The 17,314-nt window shown below is 45.0% G+C and carries 10 protein-coding genes and 1 CRISPR repeat array; of the genes, 8 read left to right on the top strand and 2 right to left on the bottom strand.

The window, feature by feature from the left end:
• A partial coding sequence (locus tag HJG39_RS18270; protein WP_268411723.1) for a hypothetical protein occupies positions 1-203 on the bottom strand: 203 nt, incomplete at its 3' end.
• A gap of 115 nt (positions 204-318) precedes the next feature.
• On the opposite strand from HJG39_RS18270, the gene HJG39_RS18265 reads away from it, so the two are divergent.
• The 8 genes from HJG39_RS18265 to HJG39_RS18230 all read left to right on the top strand — a co-directional run bounded on the left by HJG39_RS18265 (position 319) and on the right by HJG39_RS18230 (position 12,647).
• A complete protein-coding gene (locus tag HJG39_RS18265) occupies positions 319-609 on the top strand; it encodes a hypothetical protein (RefSeq protein WP_268411722.1) in 291 nt (96 codons plus the stop codon).
• Positions 609-2,132: a pilus (MSHA type) biogenesis protein MshL gene (locus HJG39_RS18260; protein ID WP_268411720.1), complete on the top strand. Its 1,524-nt coding sequence runs from the start codon at positions 609-611 to the stop codon at positions 2,130-2,132. Before HJG39_RS18265 ends, HJG39_RS18260 begins: the two co-directional genes overlap by 1 nt.
• On the top strand, positions 2,122-2,802 hold the full coding sequence (locus HJG39_RS18255; RefSeq protein WP_268411719.1) for a hypothetical protein: 681 nt from the start codon (positions 2,122-2,124) through the stop codon (positions 2,800-2,802). Before HJG39_RS18260 ends, HJG39_RS18255 begins: the two co-directional genes overlap by 11 nt.
• Positions 2,802-3,407 carry a hypothetical protein gene (locus tag HJG39_RS18250; RefSeq protein WP_268411717.1) on the top strand — a complete coding sequence of 202 codons (606 nt, stop codon included), beginning with the start codon at positions 2,802-2,804 and terminating at the stop codon, positions 3,405-3,407. Before HJG39_RS18255 ends, HJG39_RS18250 begins: the two co-directional genes overlap by 1 nt.
• 69 nt (positions 3,408-3,476) lie before the next feature.
• On the top strand, positions 3,477-9,491 hold the full coding sequence (locus HJG39_RS18245; RefSeq protein ID WP_268411716.1) for a hypothetical protein: 6,015 nt from the start codon (positions 3,477-3,479) through the stop codon (positions 9,489-9,491).
• A gap of 222 nt (positions 9,492-9,713) precedes the next feature.
• The gene (locus HJG39_RS18240) at positions 9,714-10,217 is read left to right on the top strand and encodes an RNA methyltransferase (protein WP_268411725.1); all 504 of its coding nucleotides are present in this window, start codon (positions 9,714-9,716) and stop codon (positions 10,215-10,217) included.
• A gap of 133 nt (positions 10,218-10,350) precedes the next feature.
• The gene (locus tag HJG39_RS18235; protein WP_268411715.1) at positions 10,351-12,285 is read left to right on the top strand and encodes a M1 family metallopeptidase; all 1,935 of its coding nucleotides are present in this window, start codon (positions 10,351-10,353) and stop codon (positions 12,283-12,285) included.
• 146 nt (positions 12,286-12,431) lie between these two features.
• Positions 12,432-12,647 (top strand): type II toxin-antitoxin system HicA family toxin, encoded by a 216-nt coding sequence (locus HJG39_RS18230; protein WP_268411713.1) that lies wholly within the window; start codon positions 12,432-12,434, stop codon positions 12,645-12,647.
• Between the two features lie 272 nt (positions 12,648-12,919).
• Here the strand turns inward: HJG39_RS18230 and HJG39_RS18225 are convergent, their stop codons facing one another.
• On the bottom strand, positions 12,920-15,037 hold the full coding sequence (locus tag HJG39_RS18225; protein ID WP_268411711.1) for a TonB-dependent siderophore receptor: 2,118 nt from the start codon (positions 15,035-15,037) through the stop codon (positions 12,920-12,922).
• A 1,112-nt stretch (positions 15,038-16,149) separates the two neighbouring features.
• Positions 16,150-17,229: direct repeats of the CRISPR family, unit length 32 nt; unit sequence GTCGCTCCCTTCGCGGGAGCGTGGATTGAAAC.
• Positions 17,230-17,314 lie beyond the last annotated feature (85 nt).

Raw genomic sequence — 17,314 nt, 5'->3', positions numbered from 1 at the left:
TGGCTCCGAGATTTCGGGCGATGGCTTTTTATCATTTGTGCTAGATCATCGCTTATTGAAATAAATCGGCGCTTTTTTCCTTTGGTTTCCGGTAATTGCAATAACCCGTCTTTAACATGTTCATATTGTATAAAATAATTATTCTCTAACTGATTATTTCCTTTCTCTGTGAACTTGTATTTAATGTGATTAAAAATAGCCATTTACATTTTTTAACTTTTAAATTACATTGATTTACAATTCGTAAATACGTAACCACTTTCATCTATGTTTAAAAAAGTTTTAGTGATAATTCTGTTGTTTGTAAGTGTTCACTCTTTGGCAGAAGATTCAGAACCAGATCAAATTTCTTTCATGCTATTCCCTGGAAGCCTTGAAAGTAATGTTATGAAGCTACTTGAGCAACATAGTTCATATCAATTACTTCTTTGGCATGTAAGTAAAAAATATCAGGTTGTAGTACCTGCAAAGGTGATGGGAAGAGATGTTTTTCATATTCTTGATCAGATGATTTCACCTTATACCTTACCTAAAAATGTAATGGTTAGTGTGTTTACCAAAAATAAAGTGGTTAGAGTGCATTACCCACAAAGAAATGAAAAATTCTGATGCGTTTATGGATGTATGTTGTGTCATTACTGTGTTTGTGCGCTTGCAGTAGTCTGGATACAAGTTTGGAGCATGCTCAGAGTAAAATCGATGAAGCTGAGCGCCAAATTAAGCAGCAAAAGTTAGCAGGTTTGCACCAGTATAAAAATGTCAGGATTATTGATGGATATTACGCGCCCTCGCTTTCTTTGGATGATTTAGACAGGCCCGCTTGGTGGTTTGAAAGTGTGCCGCTTATCAATACTCAAGATATGCCATTGAAGGATTTGATGGCTCAGTTGGCAAAGGAATACGCTATGTCTTATCAGTTTACCCAAGCTGAACTAGGGGCAAGGCCCGTTACGGTGAGTTTTAGTGGTAGCTTGGGTGCGTTGCTGAATCATTTATCTTCATTATTGAATTTGCATTTTAGTGTTAAAAGCCAAGTGATTGTGTGGAAGGCATTGGATACACGAATCTTTGATATTAGCTTTATGCCCGGCGCATCGCAGTATCAATTGGGGGGCGCTGTTACTACAGATTCATCAGATGTGGCGCTGTCTAGCTCGTTGGAAAATCAAGAATCGAGCACGCAAGAAAACGAATTCCAAACCACAAATTACGCAATGAAAAGCGACGTGTGGACAGAGCTTAAAGAAGCGATTGGACGCATGGTCAACCCTAATGCAACTTTCACCATTTCTCCGTCCAGCTCAACATTAACGGTACAAGATGCACCGTGGAAGCTCGATGCTATCGAGTCCTATGTGAATGCGTTGAACGATAAGTTATCCCAGCAAATTTATATTGATGTACAAATTATCGAGGTGCGCATCAATAACGGTGAAAATTACGGTATTAACTGGAATATCGTTAAAGAGGCGATGTCTGCGGGTGGGGTTGTTGGTTTTAACAGCAACTTTTCAACAAGTACGTTTGATACCACTGCGCCTGCTACATTAAGCGCGGTTATTACGGATCCAACTTCTCAATATGTAAATAGCGCGGTACTCATTGAGGCACTTGAACAGCAGGGGGAAGTCAGTGTGGTTAGCTCGCCCCGAATCGTCACGTTGAATAACCAAATGGCAGAAATAGCCATTACTGAACAAATCACCTATTTGGCATCTTCTTCGTCACGCACGACAGCTAATGTCGGTGCGGAAACCACATTAAGGCCGGGTGTGGTCGAAACTGGGTTACAACTGTATGTCTTACCTTTGCTTATGGACGATGAAGCGCTGTTACAAGTGTTTGGCACGTTCTCGACATTACAAGATATCGCTACGGTTGAATCCAACGATTCGAGGATCCAAGCGCCAAACATTCGCAATAAACGCATTATGCAAAAAACGAAGGTTAAGCTCGGCGACACCATGATGTTAGCTGGCTTTAAAGACTCTCGGAACCAAGTGAAAAAAAGTGGGTTATTGGGTCAAGCTTGGTTGTCTGGAAGCCGCTCTTATGAACAACAATCGAGTGAGATGTTGATCTTGATCTCGCCTCATGTTTTGAGTCACGGAGGGGGAAATAATGCTCACTAATATGTTGACGTATCGTTTTAGTTCTTATGTGTTGATTGCGTTAAGCATTGGATTATTGATTGTTTATTTTCCTGACCCTAAGGGCAAAGACGCAAAAAACTATTCTGAATTCTATGAAATTCTGAATGAAAAAGGCATTAACACAAAGCTTGTGTTTGATAGTTTGCTGCTTGATGTGATGGACCATGAATCTTTACCAAGTTGGGAAGTAAAGGAAGTAAAGATTATTAAAAATCACAGCTTTTATTATGTGAAAAGTCATGCAGGAAGCATTGCAGATCTTCAACGCTGGGCACAGCAACGACACTATGTTGTGAATGTGGATCACAACGGTATCGCTTTAGTCAAAAGCATTGAAAAGTTGCCTGTTGTGAAAGAAGCCAAGCTCATGAATGTGTCGGCGGTTTCTGCATATGTGCTTGATGCAATGACCTTTGCATTCCCGAGCAAACCCAAACCTGTTTTTGAAGAAGATGTTGGGCATGGAAATGAGGCCTTTTATACCAGAAATATGAAAATCCCTGTGGAAGGGTATTCGTTTAGTGACTTGGTTGATTTGGGCTCTTTATTAGACGGTTTACCGGTTTCATTTTCCTTTGCGGATTTACAAGTGTCCAGCAGAAATGGTGTGAGTGGTGAAATGACACTTTCGATTGTGGGAGGGCTTTGATGCAAGTTCTAAATAAAAAGAGCACACTGAATTACGCTTTATGTTGTCTGGTTTGGAGCGTTGCTTTATTAAACGCCGGAAGTGTTTTTGCTGCCCCGCCTAATAACTCGTCTGAACAGAATGGTGTTGAAAGGTTAGAACCACAAAGAGCAGAAGTACCCACATTCGACGAAGTGCAAGCTGCCGCAAAGCTCATCAAAAATGGGTTATCCCCAAAAGAAAGCGCAGAGACATTAACCATCGCCAATTCATGGCGCCAGCAAAAAGTTATTAACGATGTGAATCGGTTAAAACTACAAGAAACTAAACAGAATTTAGAGTACGCCAAGTTACAAAACGAGCTGGTAAAACTTCAACTTCAAAATGAATCGTTGCTAAAAACGAAACAATCTCCTCCCCAGAAAAAAGATCCCACAGAAGGCATTGTTCTCACTTCAATTTATGCAGACAAGAAAGGCATATTGAAGGCAACGTTAGCCACACTCAGAGGACGGTTAACCGTTGTGAAGGGGCACAGGTTGGGCAAGTTTGTTGTGAAAGAAATTGGAACACAGCATGTTTTGCTGATGCAAGGCGATGAGGTGTATCCACTTTATGTGCATTAAATAAGCGCATGTATTCCGTCAATCTTGTTGTGTGACGACCTATCAACCTGAAATGGGAGCGAATCTTTTATGGATCGTAAACTAAAGAGAAACAAAATTGCGGTAGCTATTCTGTTGGCTACCTTAGGAGCAAGCGCCCCGGCTCTTGCAGCACCACCTGACGGTGTGGGTGGTGGAAACGGCAATGGAAACGGAAACGCTGGTGGTGGAACTAATACCGGAGGCGGTAATGGTGCGCAAGGTGGTTTAGGAAATGTGCTGCATCGAGTAGATTTAGGCGACCCGGCCTTAAATACCATGGAAGTGAGCATTAACATGAATCAATTCAATGTTGATAATGCGGGAGATGTAAATACCCAAACACTTCATACAGATGATGCTGTTGAGCTGAATATCAATGGTGGAACGACCACTGTACACGGTGCAACAACAATAGACGGCGCAACACAAATTAATAATACGCTATCGACCACAGGCGACATCAGCACTGATAGCAATTTGAATGTGGCGGGTAACTCAGATCTTACAGGCACGTTAGATGTCACAGGAAAGACCAACCTCGGCAATGACTTAGCCGTTGCAGGTAATACAACGCTCCAAGGCTCCGCGACCATTGTTGGTGATACCACCATTCAAGGCGCATCAGTGTTAAATGGCGCAACAACGTTAAACGGTACAGCTACACTTAACGGTGCGACACAAATCAATAACACGCTATCGACTACGGGCGATATTAGCACTGATAGTAATTTGAATGTGGCTGGGAACACAGACCTTACTGGCACATTAGATGTAACCGGAAAAACTAATCTTTCCAATGACTTAGCGGTAGCAGGGAATTCAGCGTTAGCGGGTAGCTTAGATGTAACCGGAAAAACCAATCTTTCCAATGACTTAGCAGTAGCAGGAAATGCCGCAATTCAAGGCACAGCGACCATTACTGGAGACACCACCATTCAAGGTGCATCAGTGTTAAATGGGGCAACAACGTTAAATGGTACGGCAACGCTTAATGGTGCAACGCAAGTCAACAATACATTATCAACCACGGGCGACATCAGCACAGATAGTAATTTGAACGTAGCTGGGAACACCGAGCTTACTGGCACATTGGATGTAACCGGAAAAACCAATCTTTCTAACGATTTAGCGGTTGCAGGAAATACAACGCTCCAAGGTTCCGCGAGCATTGTTGGCGATACCACCATTCAAGGCGCTTCGGTGTTAAATGGGGCAACAACGTTAAACGGTACAGCAACGCTTAATGGTGCAACGCAAGTCAACAACACGCTATCGACCACGGGTGACATTAGCACCGATAGTAATTTGAATGTGGCGGGCAACACAGGTCTTGCAGGCACATTGAGTGTTACGGGTGATACAGGTCTAGCGAGTAACTTGAACGTAGCTGGGAACACCGAGCTTACTGGCACATTAGATGTAACCGGAAAAACTAATCTTTCCAATGATTTAGCGGTAGCAGGAAATACAACGCTCCAAGGCACTGCGACCATTGTTGGCGATACCACTATTGAAGGTACATCAGTGTTAAATGGCGCAACAACGTTAAACGATGCAGCCACACTTAACGGTGCAACGCAAATCAACAATACGCTATCGACCACAGGCGACATTAGCACCGATAGTAATTTGAACGTGGCGGGCAATACGGGTCTTTCTGGCACATTGAGTGTTACGGGTGATACAGGTCTAGCGAGTAACCTGAATGTGACGGGCAATACGGGTCTTTCTGGAACATTGGATGTAACAGGAAAAACCAATCTTTCCAGTGACTTAGCAGTAGCAGGAAATACCGCAATTCAAGGTACAGCCAGCATCACAGGTGACACCACCATTGAAGGCAGGTCGGTATTAAATGGGGCTACGACATTAAATGGTACAGCCACACTTAACGGCGCGACGCAAATCAACAATACATTATCGACCACGGGCGACATCAGCACCGATAGTAATTTGAATGTGGCGGGCAACACGGGTCTTGCTGGAACATTGGATGTAACCGGAAAAACTAATCTTTCCAATGACTTAGCTGTAGCAGGAAATACCGCAATTCAAGGTACAGCGACCATTACTGGCGACACCACCATTCAAGGTGCGTCAGTGTTAAATGGCGCAACAACGTTAAACGGTACAGCCACACTTAACGGTGCGACACAAATCAATAACACGCTATCGACTACGGGCGACATCAGCACAGATAGTAATTTGAATGTGGCACAACAAGCGAATGTGGGCGGTGATTTGGCCGTTTCAGGTAACTCTGCTTTAACGGGGAGCTTGGATGTTACAGGCAACACTGGATTAGCTAGTAATTTGAACGTAGTTGGGAACACCGAGCTTACTGGCACATTGGATGTAACCGGAAAAACCAATCTTTCTAACGATTTAGCGGTTGCAGGAAATACAACGCTCCAAGGTTCCGCGAGCATTGTTGGCGATACCACCATTCAAGGCGCTTCGGTGTTAAATGGGGCAACAACGTTAAACGGTGCAGCCACACTTAACGGTGCAACTCAAATCAACAACACGTTATCAACCACGGGCGACATCAGCACCGATAGTAATTTGAATGTGGCTGGGAACACAGACCTTACTGGCACATTAGATGTAACCGGAAAAACTAATCTTTCCAATGACTTAGCGGTAGCAGGGAATTCAGCGTTAGCGGGTAGCTTAGATGTGACGGGGAATGCGAATCTTTCCAGCGACTTAGCAGTAGCAGGAAATGCCGCAATTCAAGGCTCCGCGACCATTGTTGGCGATACCACCATTAAAGGCGCTTCGGTATTAAATGGGGCAACAACGTTAAACGGTACAGCCACACTTAACGGTGCGACACAAATCAATAACACGCTATCGACTACGGGCGACATTAGCACTGATAGTAATTTGAATGTGGCTGGGAACACAGGCCTTACTGGCACATTAGATGTAACCGGAAAAACTAATCTTTCCAATGATTTAGCGGTGGCAGGTAATTCCGCGTTAACAGGAAGCTTGGATGTGACAGGCAACACTGGGTTAGCTGGCACATTGAATGTTACGGGTGATACAGGTTTAGCGAGTAACTTGAACGTGGCGGGCAATACGGGTCTTGCTGGAACGTTGGATGTAACCGGAAAAACCAATCTTTCTAACGATTTAGCGGTTGCAGGAAATACAGCGCTCCAAGGCTCCGCGACCATTGTTGGCGATACCACCATTCAAGGTGCATCAGTGTTAAATGGCGCAACAACCTTAAATGGTACGGCAACGCTTAATGGTGCAACGCAAGTCAACAATACATTATCAACCACGGGCGACATCAGCACCGATAGTAATTTGAATGTGGCACAACAAGCGAATGTGGGCGGTGATTTGGCCGTTTCAGGTAACTCTGCTTTAACGGGGAGCTTGGATGTTACAGGCAACACTGGATTATCGGGCACATTGAATGTTACGGGTGATACAGATCTAGCGAGTAACCTGAATGTGGCGGGCAATACGGGTCTTTCTGGCACATTGGATGTAACAGGAAAAGCCAATCTTTCCAGTGACTTAGCAGTAGCAGGAAATACCGCAATTCAAGGCACTGCGACCATTGTTGGCGATACCACTATTGAAGGTACATCAGTGTTAAATGGCGCAACAACGTTAAACGGTGCAGCCACACTTAACGGTGCAACTCAAATCAACAACACGTTATCAACCACGGGCGACATCAGCACCGATAGTAATTTGAATGTGGCTCAAAATGCGACTGTGAATGGTGAACTATCTGTTATTGGCAACACCAACCTCGCCAATGACTTAGCCGTTGCGGGTAATTCCGCGTTAACAGGAAGCTTGGATGTAACAGGCAACACTGGGTTAGCTGGCACATTGAATGTTACAGGTGATACAGGTTTAGCGAGTAACTTGAACGTAGCTGGGAACACAGGTCTTTCTGGCACATTGGATGTCACAGGAAAAGTCAATCTTTCCAGTGACTTAGCTGTAGCAGGAAATACCGCAATTCAAGGTACAGCCAGCATCACAGGCGACACCACCATTGAAGGCAGGTCGGTATTAAATGGCGCAACAACCTTAAATGGTACGGCAACGCTTAATGGTGCAACGCAAGTCAACAATACATTATCAACCACGGGCGACATCAGCACAGATAGTAATTTGAATGTGGCGGGCAACACAGGTCTTGCTGGTACGCTAGATGTCACAGGAAAGACCAATCTAGCTAATGACTTGGCGGTCGCGGGAAATTCCGCGTTAGCGGGTAGCTTAGATGTGACAGGTAACACTGGGTTAGCTGGCACATTGAATGTTTCAGGTGATACAGGTTTAGCGAGTAACTTGAACGTAGCTGGCAACACCGGTCTTACTGGTACGCTAGATGTCACCGGAAAGACCAACCTAGCCAATGACTTAGCAGTAGCAGGTAATACAACGCTCCAAGGCACAGCGACCATTACTGGCGACACCACCATTCAAGGTGCGTCGGTACTAAATGGCGCAACAACGTTAAATGGTACGGCAACGTTAAACGGTGCAACGCAAATCAATAACACGCTATCAACCACGGGTGACATTAGCACCGATAGTAATTTGAATGTGGCGGGCAATACAGGTCTTACAGGTACGCTAGATGTCACAGGAAAGACCAATCTAGCTAATGACTTGGCGGTAGCAGGAAATTCCGCATTAACGGGTAGCTTGGATGTGACAGGTAACGCGAGTCTTGCCAGCGATTTAGCTGTTGCAGGAAATACAACGCTCCAAGGCACAGCGACCATTACTGGCGACACCACCATTCAAGGTGCGTCGGTACTAAATGGCGCAACAACGTTAAACGGTGCAGCCACACTTAACGGCGCAACGCAGATCAACAACACACTATCGACGGTAGGTATTATTTCTTCTGAGGATGATGTTTATGCCTTTGGTGGTTCGTTCAGTATCAAAACAAATGCTGAACGGTTGAATGTTACAGAAGATGCCATTGTTGACATTAATGGATTAAACGCTACTCAAGACAGTCGGTTGAATAGCCATGGTTCAACACTATCAACCCACGATACGCGCATTGCTTCTAACTTAAGCAAGATAAATGGTTTGGGAGAGCGAGTTGATAATCACGACAGTACGCTGTCGAATCATAACGCTCGTATTAGTTCAAATTTAAGCAGTATTAATGGGTTAGATACCCGTATTGATGCTCATGGTAATACGTTGTCTAATCACAACACTCGAATTACTTCTAACTTAAGCAAGATAAATGGCTTGGGAGAGCGAGTTGATAATCACGACAGTACGCTGTCGAATCATAACACTCGTATTAGTTCAAATTTAAGCAGTATTAATGGGTTAGATGCACGTATCGACGCTCATGACAGCGTTTTATCAACCCACGATACGCGCATTGCATCTAACTTAAGCAAGATAAATGGCTTGGGAGAGCGAGTTGATAATCACGACAGTACGCTGTCGAATCATAACGCTCGTATTAGTTCAAATTTAAGCAGTATTAATGGGTTAGATGCCCGTATTGATGGTCATGACAGTACGCTATCGAACCACAACACTCGAATTACTTCTAACCTAAATAAGATTAATGGGTTAGATGCCCGTATTGATGCTCATGACAGTACGCTATCGAACCACAATACTCGCATTGCATCTAACTTAAGCAAGATAAATGGGTTGGATGCCCGTATTGATGGTCATGGTAGTACGCTGTCGCAACATGCAGATAGGCTTGATCACATAGATGCTTGGAGTGAGTTAGCTAGGGAGGCAATTTCGTATAACGAATTGATAATAAAGGCAAATACTACGGCTATTATTGCGGTTGCCGTTCGAACTCATCATTTAGAATCTTGGAGAGATGAGGTCCAATCTGATATTGATAACATGAGCTCTGATATTAGCAGTAATTCTACCGCAATAAGTAATAACGCTACTTCTATAAGTAATTTAGCAAGTCGAGTATCGGCCTTAGAGGGTTCAGGCGGCGGTGGAGGTTCGGGAGGCAATGGTTCTCCGTATGATGAATGTGAGGATTTACCTATGTATTATGCTTGCCCTTAATCATCCAAGCTAAGACTTAGCATTACCTAGGAGAGTGCCGACCGATTAAGTTGTATGCTTGACGGTCGGCATTAGCACCGCACTTTTTCCTTAAACCGCCAACTTGCACCTTCCCTGTTTTTCCCACAAAATCCACCGCAGTTTTATTCATAAGGTATTGCATTCGTGTCGTTTAACGCTCCCTCAAACCCAACCTCAAATCCAACATCAGCTTCTACTTTTCTGCAAAATGGCTCGGCTTATATTGGCCTGACCAACCCTAAAAGCCCAACCAATGTTGGTTCTGTGATGCGGGCGGCGGGCTGTTATCAGGCGAAAGCTGTGTTTTATACAGGTGAGCGTTATACGCGGGCGGCGAAGTTTCAAACCGATACCAAAGCCATGCGCGATTCCATTCCGTTACAAGCAGCAGAATCTTTGCTTGATGTGGTTCCCGACGGCGCAAAAATGGTGTGTGTAGAGCTGGTGGAAGGGGCTACGCCATTGCCTGAATTTGTGCATCCAGAAAATGCCTTTTATGTGTTTGGGCCCGAAGATGGCACGATAGAGCAAGCGGTTGTCGATAACGCCGACGCCGTGGTTTACGTGCCAACCATTGGTTGCATGAACTTGGCGGCAACGGTGAACGTGTTGCTGTACGATAGGCTGGCAAAGTCGGGCCTTTCCTTTGCTGGCGATGCGCTGATTCGTCAAAGTCGCGACCGCAATAATAATGTGAAGGTGTAAACGCTAGGAAAGCACTGTAAACAAAAGCGGATCCCACGAAGCGTCGATTTTTACCGTTGTTTTTCTACAGGTTGTCGCCTTTTCTGTATTGGTTTGAGCTAGAATGTTCCGCGTATGAATATGAGGACGTTCCATGATTAGAAAAACGACATTACTTGCGTTAGCGTCTTGCGCCGTTTTAAGCGCGTGCAGCTATCAGCATTCTCAATCTCAATCCTACTCCGATACCGCAAGCGGTTCCCATTCTGAAGCACATGCTAAAGCTGAACAGCACAGCGCAAGCCACACGCATTCCATGCAAGCCGGTTTGGATTATCACTCTTACGCCAACCCCGAGCAGGTTGCGCTTAAGCATATTGACCTTGATTTAAACGTCAACTTCGACACCAAAATCATGAGTGGTACAGCGGAGTTAACTTATACAAAAGTTGACCCTAATGCCGATACCCTAATTGTTGATACGCGCGATTTAACCATTGAAAAAATCACTTCTTACGGCGAGCCAGTTGAATTCAAATTGGGTGAAGCCGATGAAAATTTAGGTGCGCCACTTGCGATTACGCTGCCAAAAAGCGGTAGCTCGGTGGTTGTGCATTATCACACAAGCCCTGAAGCTTCTGGGGTACAGTGGTTAACGCCACAACAAACAGCAGGCAAAAAGCATCCTTTCTTATTTACCCAAGCACAAGCCACTCATGCGCGTAGCTTTATTCCATTGCAAGACTCGCCAAAAGTTCGCGTAACCTACAATGCGACTATCCGCACGCCTAAATCGTTGTTGGCGGTAATGAGCGCATCGAACGACCCAGAAACACCGCGCGATGGCGAATATCACTTCAAAATGCCACAGCCGATTCCGTCTTATTTGATTGCGTTAGGTGTGGGCGATTTAGAATTCAAACCGATGGGCAAGCGCACAGGCGTTTATGCAGAACCTTCGATGTTAGAAGCCGCTGCCAAAGAGTTTGAAGACACGGAATCCATGCTCATTGCCACCGAAAAGCGCTACGGGCCGTATAGTTGGGACCGTTACGACTTACTGATTCTACCGCCGTCTTTCCCTTTCGGTGGTATGGAAAACCCACGCTTGAGCTTTATCACGCCTACCGTGATTGCAGGCGATAAGTCGTTGGTGTCCTTGATTGCACATGAATTGGCGCACAGTTGGTCGGGTAATACCGTGACTAATGCAACATGGCGCGACTTATGGTTAAACGAAGGTTTCACTACCTATTTAACCTATCGCATCATGGAAATTGTGTACGGCACAGAGCGTTTCGACCAAGAAGCGGTGTTAGGCTATCAAGACTTACAAGCCGACATTAGCGCGCTTCCTGAGAAAGACGAAGTGCTAGCTATCGACTTACGCGGACGCGATCCCGACGATGTTTTCTCGAATATTCCTTATGAAAAAGGTGCGTTATTCTTGCGTGAAATTGAGCACGCCATTGGCCGCGACAACTTTGATGCCTTCTTGAAAAACTACTTCGCGCACTTTGCTTTCCAAAGTATTACCACGGATGAGTTCCTAGCTTACTTGCAAGAAACCTTGTTAAAGCAATATCCAAACAAGCTAAATATGCAGCGTATTAACCAGTGGATTTTTGAAGCAGGCGTGCCTGAAGGTGCACCACAGCCGGAATCTAATGCTTTTGAAATGGTTGATACTGCGAGAAATGCATGGTTAAACGGCGAAAAAGCGGCGATGGACATCGACACCCAAAAATGGACCGTGCATCAGTGGTTGTATTTCTTAAACAACATGCCGGAAACCTTATCCGCAGAGCAGATGCAAAAGCTGGATGCCGCCTTTAATTTAACGCAATCACATAACAACGAAATTGCTCATGCGTGGCTAATGCATGTAGTAAAAAACTGGTATGAACCAGCGTTACCGCGTTTGCACAACTACTTAGTGAGCATTGGTCGTAACAAATTAGTACGCCCTTTGTATCGTGAATTGTCGAAAACGCCAAAAGGCAAAGCCCTTGCTAAAAAGGCTTTCGAGCAAGCCAAAGCGGGTTATCACCCGTTAACGGTAAAAGCCAACGAAGGTTATGTGAACTAAGTCCTGTCAAATAAGCGCTTTTAGCAAAATCATTATTACCTCGCAGCAGTAAGGAAGCCGCTGCGGGCTATCCTCCTACCCAAACAAAGATATTCGCTCATATTCATATGTAACTATATTTAGTTGCACGTTTCTAGCAGTGTTGAATGTACCCTAAGAACCTAAATGCAAGGAATGCAATTAATGGGAAAGCAAGGAAAGTGTTTCCTTGGGCAGAACTTCAAAGTTTGCTGTTAAGTTTAGGATATGAAAAGCAGGAGATGTCTGGCTCAAGAGTTCGTTTTTATCACCCAGAAAATGAAATTAAGGGGGGCGCATTAAAAGCAGTTAAAGATCATTTTGAGCAAGAGGGCTGGCTATAACTTATCTTCGTTACAAAAACGACTTAGGCACGATTGAACCCGAATTAGAAAACAACTTGTTGTTTGGAAAACTCGTGTTTATTCGAGAAGCCGTTATTGCCGCCGATGGGCAAAGTTTAAATGCGTTTGTTTGCGATGCGATTCGGGAAAAAATCGCAAGAATGTTATCTGCTGAGAAATCAATGTAAGTGTGTAAAAGTAGATTCAAAAAAGGCTAACTGCAATGTCTGCAATTAGCCCCTAAAGCACTCAATAACGTTTAATCATGCTTTTTAGAAATGATAACTAAAGCGAGCGGTTACACCGCGCTCTTCACCTGCGAAGCAGTCGCCACGGGCCAAACATGTGGCGTAGTATTCTTTGTCGGTGACGTTTTTCACGTTCAACGAGGCTTCAAATTGTGACCAACGATAGCTTACTGCGACATCAAAAACAGTATAACCCGGTGTGGTGATAGTAAGCGGCAAACCGGTTAGTGCATTTGCGCCAGTGCTTTGATTCTCGCCTACATAACGCACGCCCAACCCGGTAGTTAACCCTTCTATATTCGCTGGTGAGTAGCTCAACCACGCTGACGCTGCTTTTTCTGGAATGCTAGAACGTTGGAAGCCGTTTTGTTCTTCGCTGTCGAGCGTCATCGCGTTGAGTTCCAATGTAACCGCGTCCCAATCAAAGAAAGCTTCAATTTCCGCGCCTTGCACTTCCGAAACGCCTTCTTGCTGACTTGGCGCATCTGGCAATGCGGCGGGGTTCGACAAGTTGCTTAGTTCAATATCAAACGCTGCTAACGTAATAAAATGCTGTGTGCCAGTTGGCTGCCATTTCACTCCAAGCTCCATTTGCTCACCAGATTCTGGCTTAAGTGCATCACCAGTCACGTTATCAATGCCAAAAACTGGCTGGAAGGATTCAGAATAGTTGAAGTAAGGCGATACGCCATTATCGAACTGATACAAAATGCTGGCGCTGAAACTGGTTTCGTTTTCGTCGGCATCTTCTGCGTTTGCGCCTTGATCTTTGCTGACATCATCGAAACGTACACCGGCATTAAAGATCCAATTATGCCAATTGATTTGGTCGTGAATATACACGCCAAAGATGCGGTCTTCGGTTTCTTGTCCGCGCTGAATTTCCGGTAATTCTGGCTGGTTTCCGTAAACCGGATTGAAGACATTAATTAACCCGCCATCAGGCATACCTGTGGCAAAATTAAAGCCGCGTAACCTTGAGCTATCTTGACGGTTTTCAATGCGTTGATGGCTCACGCCAACCAATATTCTGTGCATGGATTCGCCTAAATCAAACGTTGCTCTGGCACGAGCATCGAACTGAAATTGGGTGGAAAATCCACGAGACTGATACCATGTGCGTGCGCCGTTGCCGTTTTCGTCAATTCTTGGCACGCCGCTGCCCAGAAACGCAATCCACGTCTGATTATAAGTGGATTCACCGTCACGATAGCGCGAGCTTAAATCCAATGACCAAGTATCGTTTAAGCGATGTTCTGCCAAGAGCGTTAATGCCCACGATTCGGTATCGAAAACATTGAACCCCGGCTCACCCAAATAGGCAGTGTTGCTGATTTTTTCGCCCGAAGCACTGGGTAAAAGCGTGCCCGTTAATGGTAAAAATTGCTGCGCGGTATCGCTTTTTCGGCTGGTGTAATCACCTAGCAAGCTAATGCTGGTGGCGTCGCTTGGGGTAAAGGTAACGGATGGTGCAAAAACAAAAGAATCGTCGTTGACTTGGCTAATTTGCGTGTCGCTATCGCGATATAACGTCACGAAGCGCGTCATTACACTGTTATCATCGTTATTCAGCGATAAATCAGCAGCTACTTGAGTTCGGTTAAAGCTACCTACTTCCAATTGAACTTCATTTTCAATTTCAGCTTTTGGACGCTTCGACACAATGTTGATAATGCCGCCGGGAGAGCCGGGACCAAATAAAACAGAAGCGGGGCCTTTCAATACCTCAACCTGTTCCAATGTGAAAAGCTCAGGGCGAGTATTGTTGTAATTACCACTTAAAGATTGCATACCGTCACGGTATTCCGGTGCGTCAAAACCACGAACGGACGCAAAATCACCGCGTGTACTAAAACCAAACATCTCGCCGACCACGCCTGATGAGTACACTAATGTGTCATCAAGTGTGAGCATACCTTTTATTGCAAAATCGTCGGCGGTTTCAATCGAAACAGAGCGCGCGGTTTCCAGCAAAGGAATATCGTCCTTTAATGCGCCAAACTTGTTTACACTGCCAACTACTTGAATGTGTTCAACCGATTCAGAATCTTGTTCATCTGCGATAGCACTTGTACTAATTAGCGCGATAAATGCGCTTTGTAAGGCAATGGCTAGGGATGTTTTTGTGTATGTCTTTTCCATGGTCGTTAACGTATTACTTCTGGTTACTGCTAATGAAGGCAGGATGCTATCAGAAGTTTTTTATTATCTCAATGCAAATACGAATAATTATCATTAAGTTGGCAAGGGAGAGGCAGAATAATAAAAAAGTACGTAGTGAAAAGAAGGCCGAACAATCCCCTTTATCGAACATGGAGTGCATCTTATTAAACATTTTTATATCGTCAAACTAAATGATAATAATTTTCATTTGCATTTTGTTTTTAGATGGTTAAGAATAAAAACATGCTCAGGGCGTAGTCGAATCGATTACCAGAATGAAGCGCTCAGAATACGAAATGAAACGTGTTGTGACTGGAGCTAAACAGGGAGTGGAGGGATAAAGTCATTTATGGGTTGGATTACTTTGTCTCTCCACTTGCTTGTTTTATTTTAGCTTGGTTGAACATGATGTATTGAATCAGTGAGGCTTTGATTTGCTTTAACTGAAATTGATTTTAGCGGTAACCAAATCAGCATTTTACCCCCAGCACTACAAGGTAAATTGGGAACCGCTAAAGCTTAAAATGAAGGCTGGATGCAAGGCGATTCCAGCCGTTTACAGAGTTCGTCCAGGGGCAAGCAGTGGCTTTCGGGTTGGCGTTGAAGTGGCTCGAATCGCTTCCCGAAACCGCTGCTTTGTCTTCCAAGTGACGTGGTTTTCTCCAAAGTTCGCCTGTGAAGGGACTGTAATGCAACGGAATGCACCCCTAATTTTTCTCTTATCTTCGAAGCTTCAATCCTTCCAAATCTTTTGAGGTTTGCGCTAAATTTTGTGGTTTTTTGATGTGACTTTATGCAAAGCTTTGAAAGGTTAAAGCAAGTCAAAGTCGCTTTCGCATCCCTGCGCGCTCAGACTTTTCATCCCTGAAAAGTATGCTTTGACTTGCTTCAATCCTTCCAAATCTTTTGAGATCAGCGCTAACCCTTGGTTCACATGAAAACCCTAGGGGTCTAGCGCATACTAAATTCATATTAAAAACAGAGGTTTATAGTTTTTGGTTGAAATTTGCACGCCGAAGAAGTGCGTAAAATTGGAGGTTAGCGCAAAATGCCATTTCGCCCCTTGCCAGCTCTGGCTTGCAGAAGGGGCAGTCGCTCCCTTCGCGGGAGCGTGGATTGAAACAAAATACTGGAAAGATCCTGAAGAAGCTGCGGTGTCGCTCCCTTCGCGGGAGCGTGGATTGAAACACAGTATTTGGGCTTATAGTCTGTTGGTCTTCCGTCGCTCCCTTCGCGGGAGCGTGGATTGAAACAATTCGGGGGTCGCGGTTTTAAGCGCCTCCTTGAGTCGCTCCCTTCGCGGGAGCGTGGATTGAAACAAAAAGCAAAAGGACTTATCGAGGAAAAACGCTGTCGCTCCCTTCGCGGGAGCGTGGATTGAAACGACAACTGATCATGGTGCTTATAACCTATGGAACGTCGCTCCCTTCGCGGGAGCGTGGATTGAAACATTAAAATCAATAGCTTAAAGAGTTAAAGTTTTGTCGCTCCCTTCGCGGGAGCGTGGATTGAAACTTTTCCAGCTTCTTTTTTTGGCGAGACATCGGCTGTCGCTCCCTTCGCGGGAGCGTGGATTGAAACGAAATCGTTTGATAACGTTACTGCCTGTGAGTTTGTCGCTCCCTTCGCGGGAGCGTGGATTGAAACGTTTATTACTTGCAAAAAATCCACATCATTTGCGGTCGCTCCCTTCGCGGGAGCGTGGATTGAAACGGAAAATTCGAAAGAGTCAATACCACCAGAAAGTGTCGCTCCCTTCGCGGGAGCGTGGATTGAAACTTCAAGGGCTAGCTCCTCGCCACGATAAGCTTGCGTCGCTCCCTTCGCGGGAGCGTGGATTGAAACTAGTCATTTTCATCAATTTTATCTACTCCTTATGTCGCTCCCTTCGCGGGAGCGTGGATTGAAACCCAATATTATCGCCTTTGTCAGCGAGTATTTTGTCGCTCCCTTCGCGGGAGCGTGGATTGAAACTGTCCCAAAGGTAAAAGCGGAAATGTCTTGTTTTGTCGCTCCCTTCGCGGGAGCGTGGATTGAAACGTTGGGCCGCCGCTTGTTTGGGCGGGACACCAATGTCGCTCCCTTCGCGGGAGCGTGGATTGAAACCCAAAGGGAAAAACGTATATTGTGAGTCGATAGGTCGCTCCCTTCGCGGGAGCGTGGATTTATTATCAGAAGTGATGAGTGATATGCCCTTTTAAAACGCTCCGAGACAGGAAGTCGAGGTGCAGCGGTCATGGATGACGAAAAGCGTGT

The organism is Alteromonas sp. a30 (genome assembly GCF_026788005.1).
Classification (GTDB): Bacteria; Pseudomonadota; Gammaproteobacteria; order Enterobacterales; family Alteromonadaceae; genus Paraneptunicella.
The sequence above is the reverse complement of the archived record's forward strand: the minus strand, read 5'-3'. Positions and strand labels throughout refer to the sequence as shown.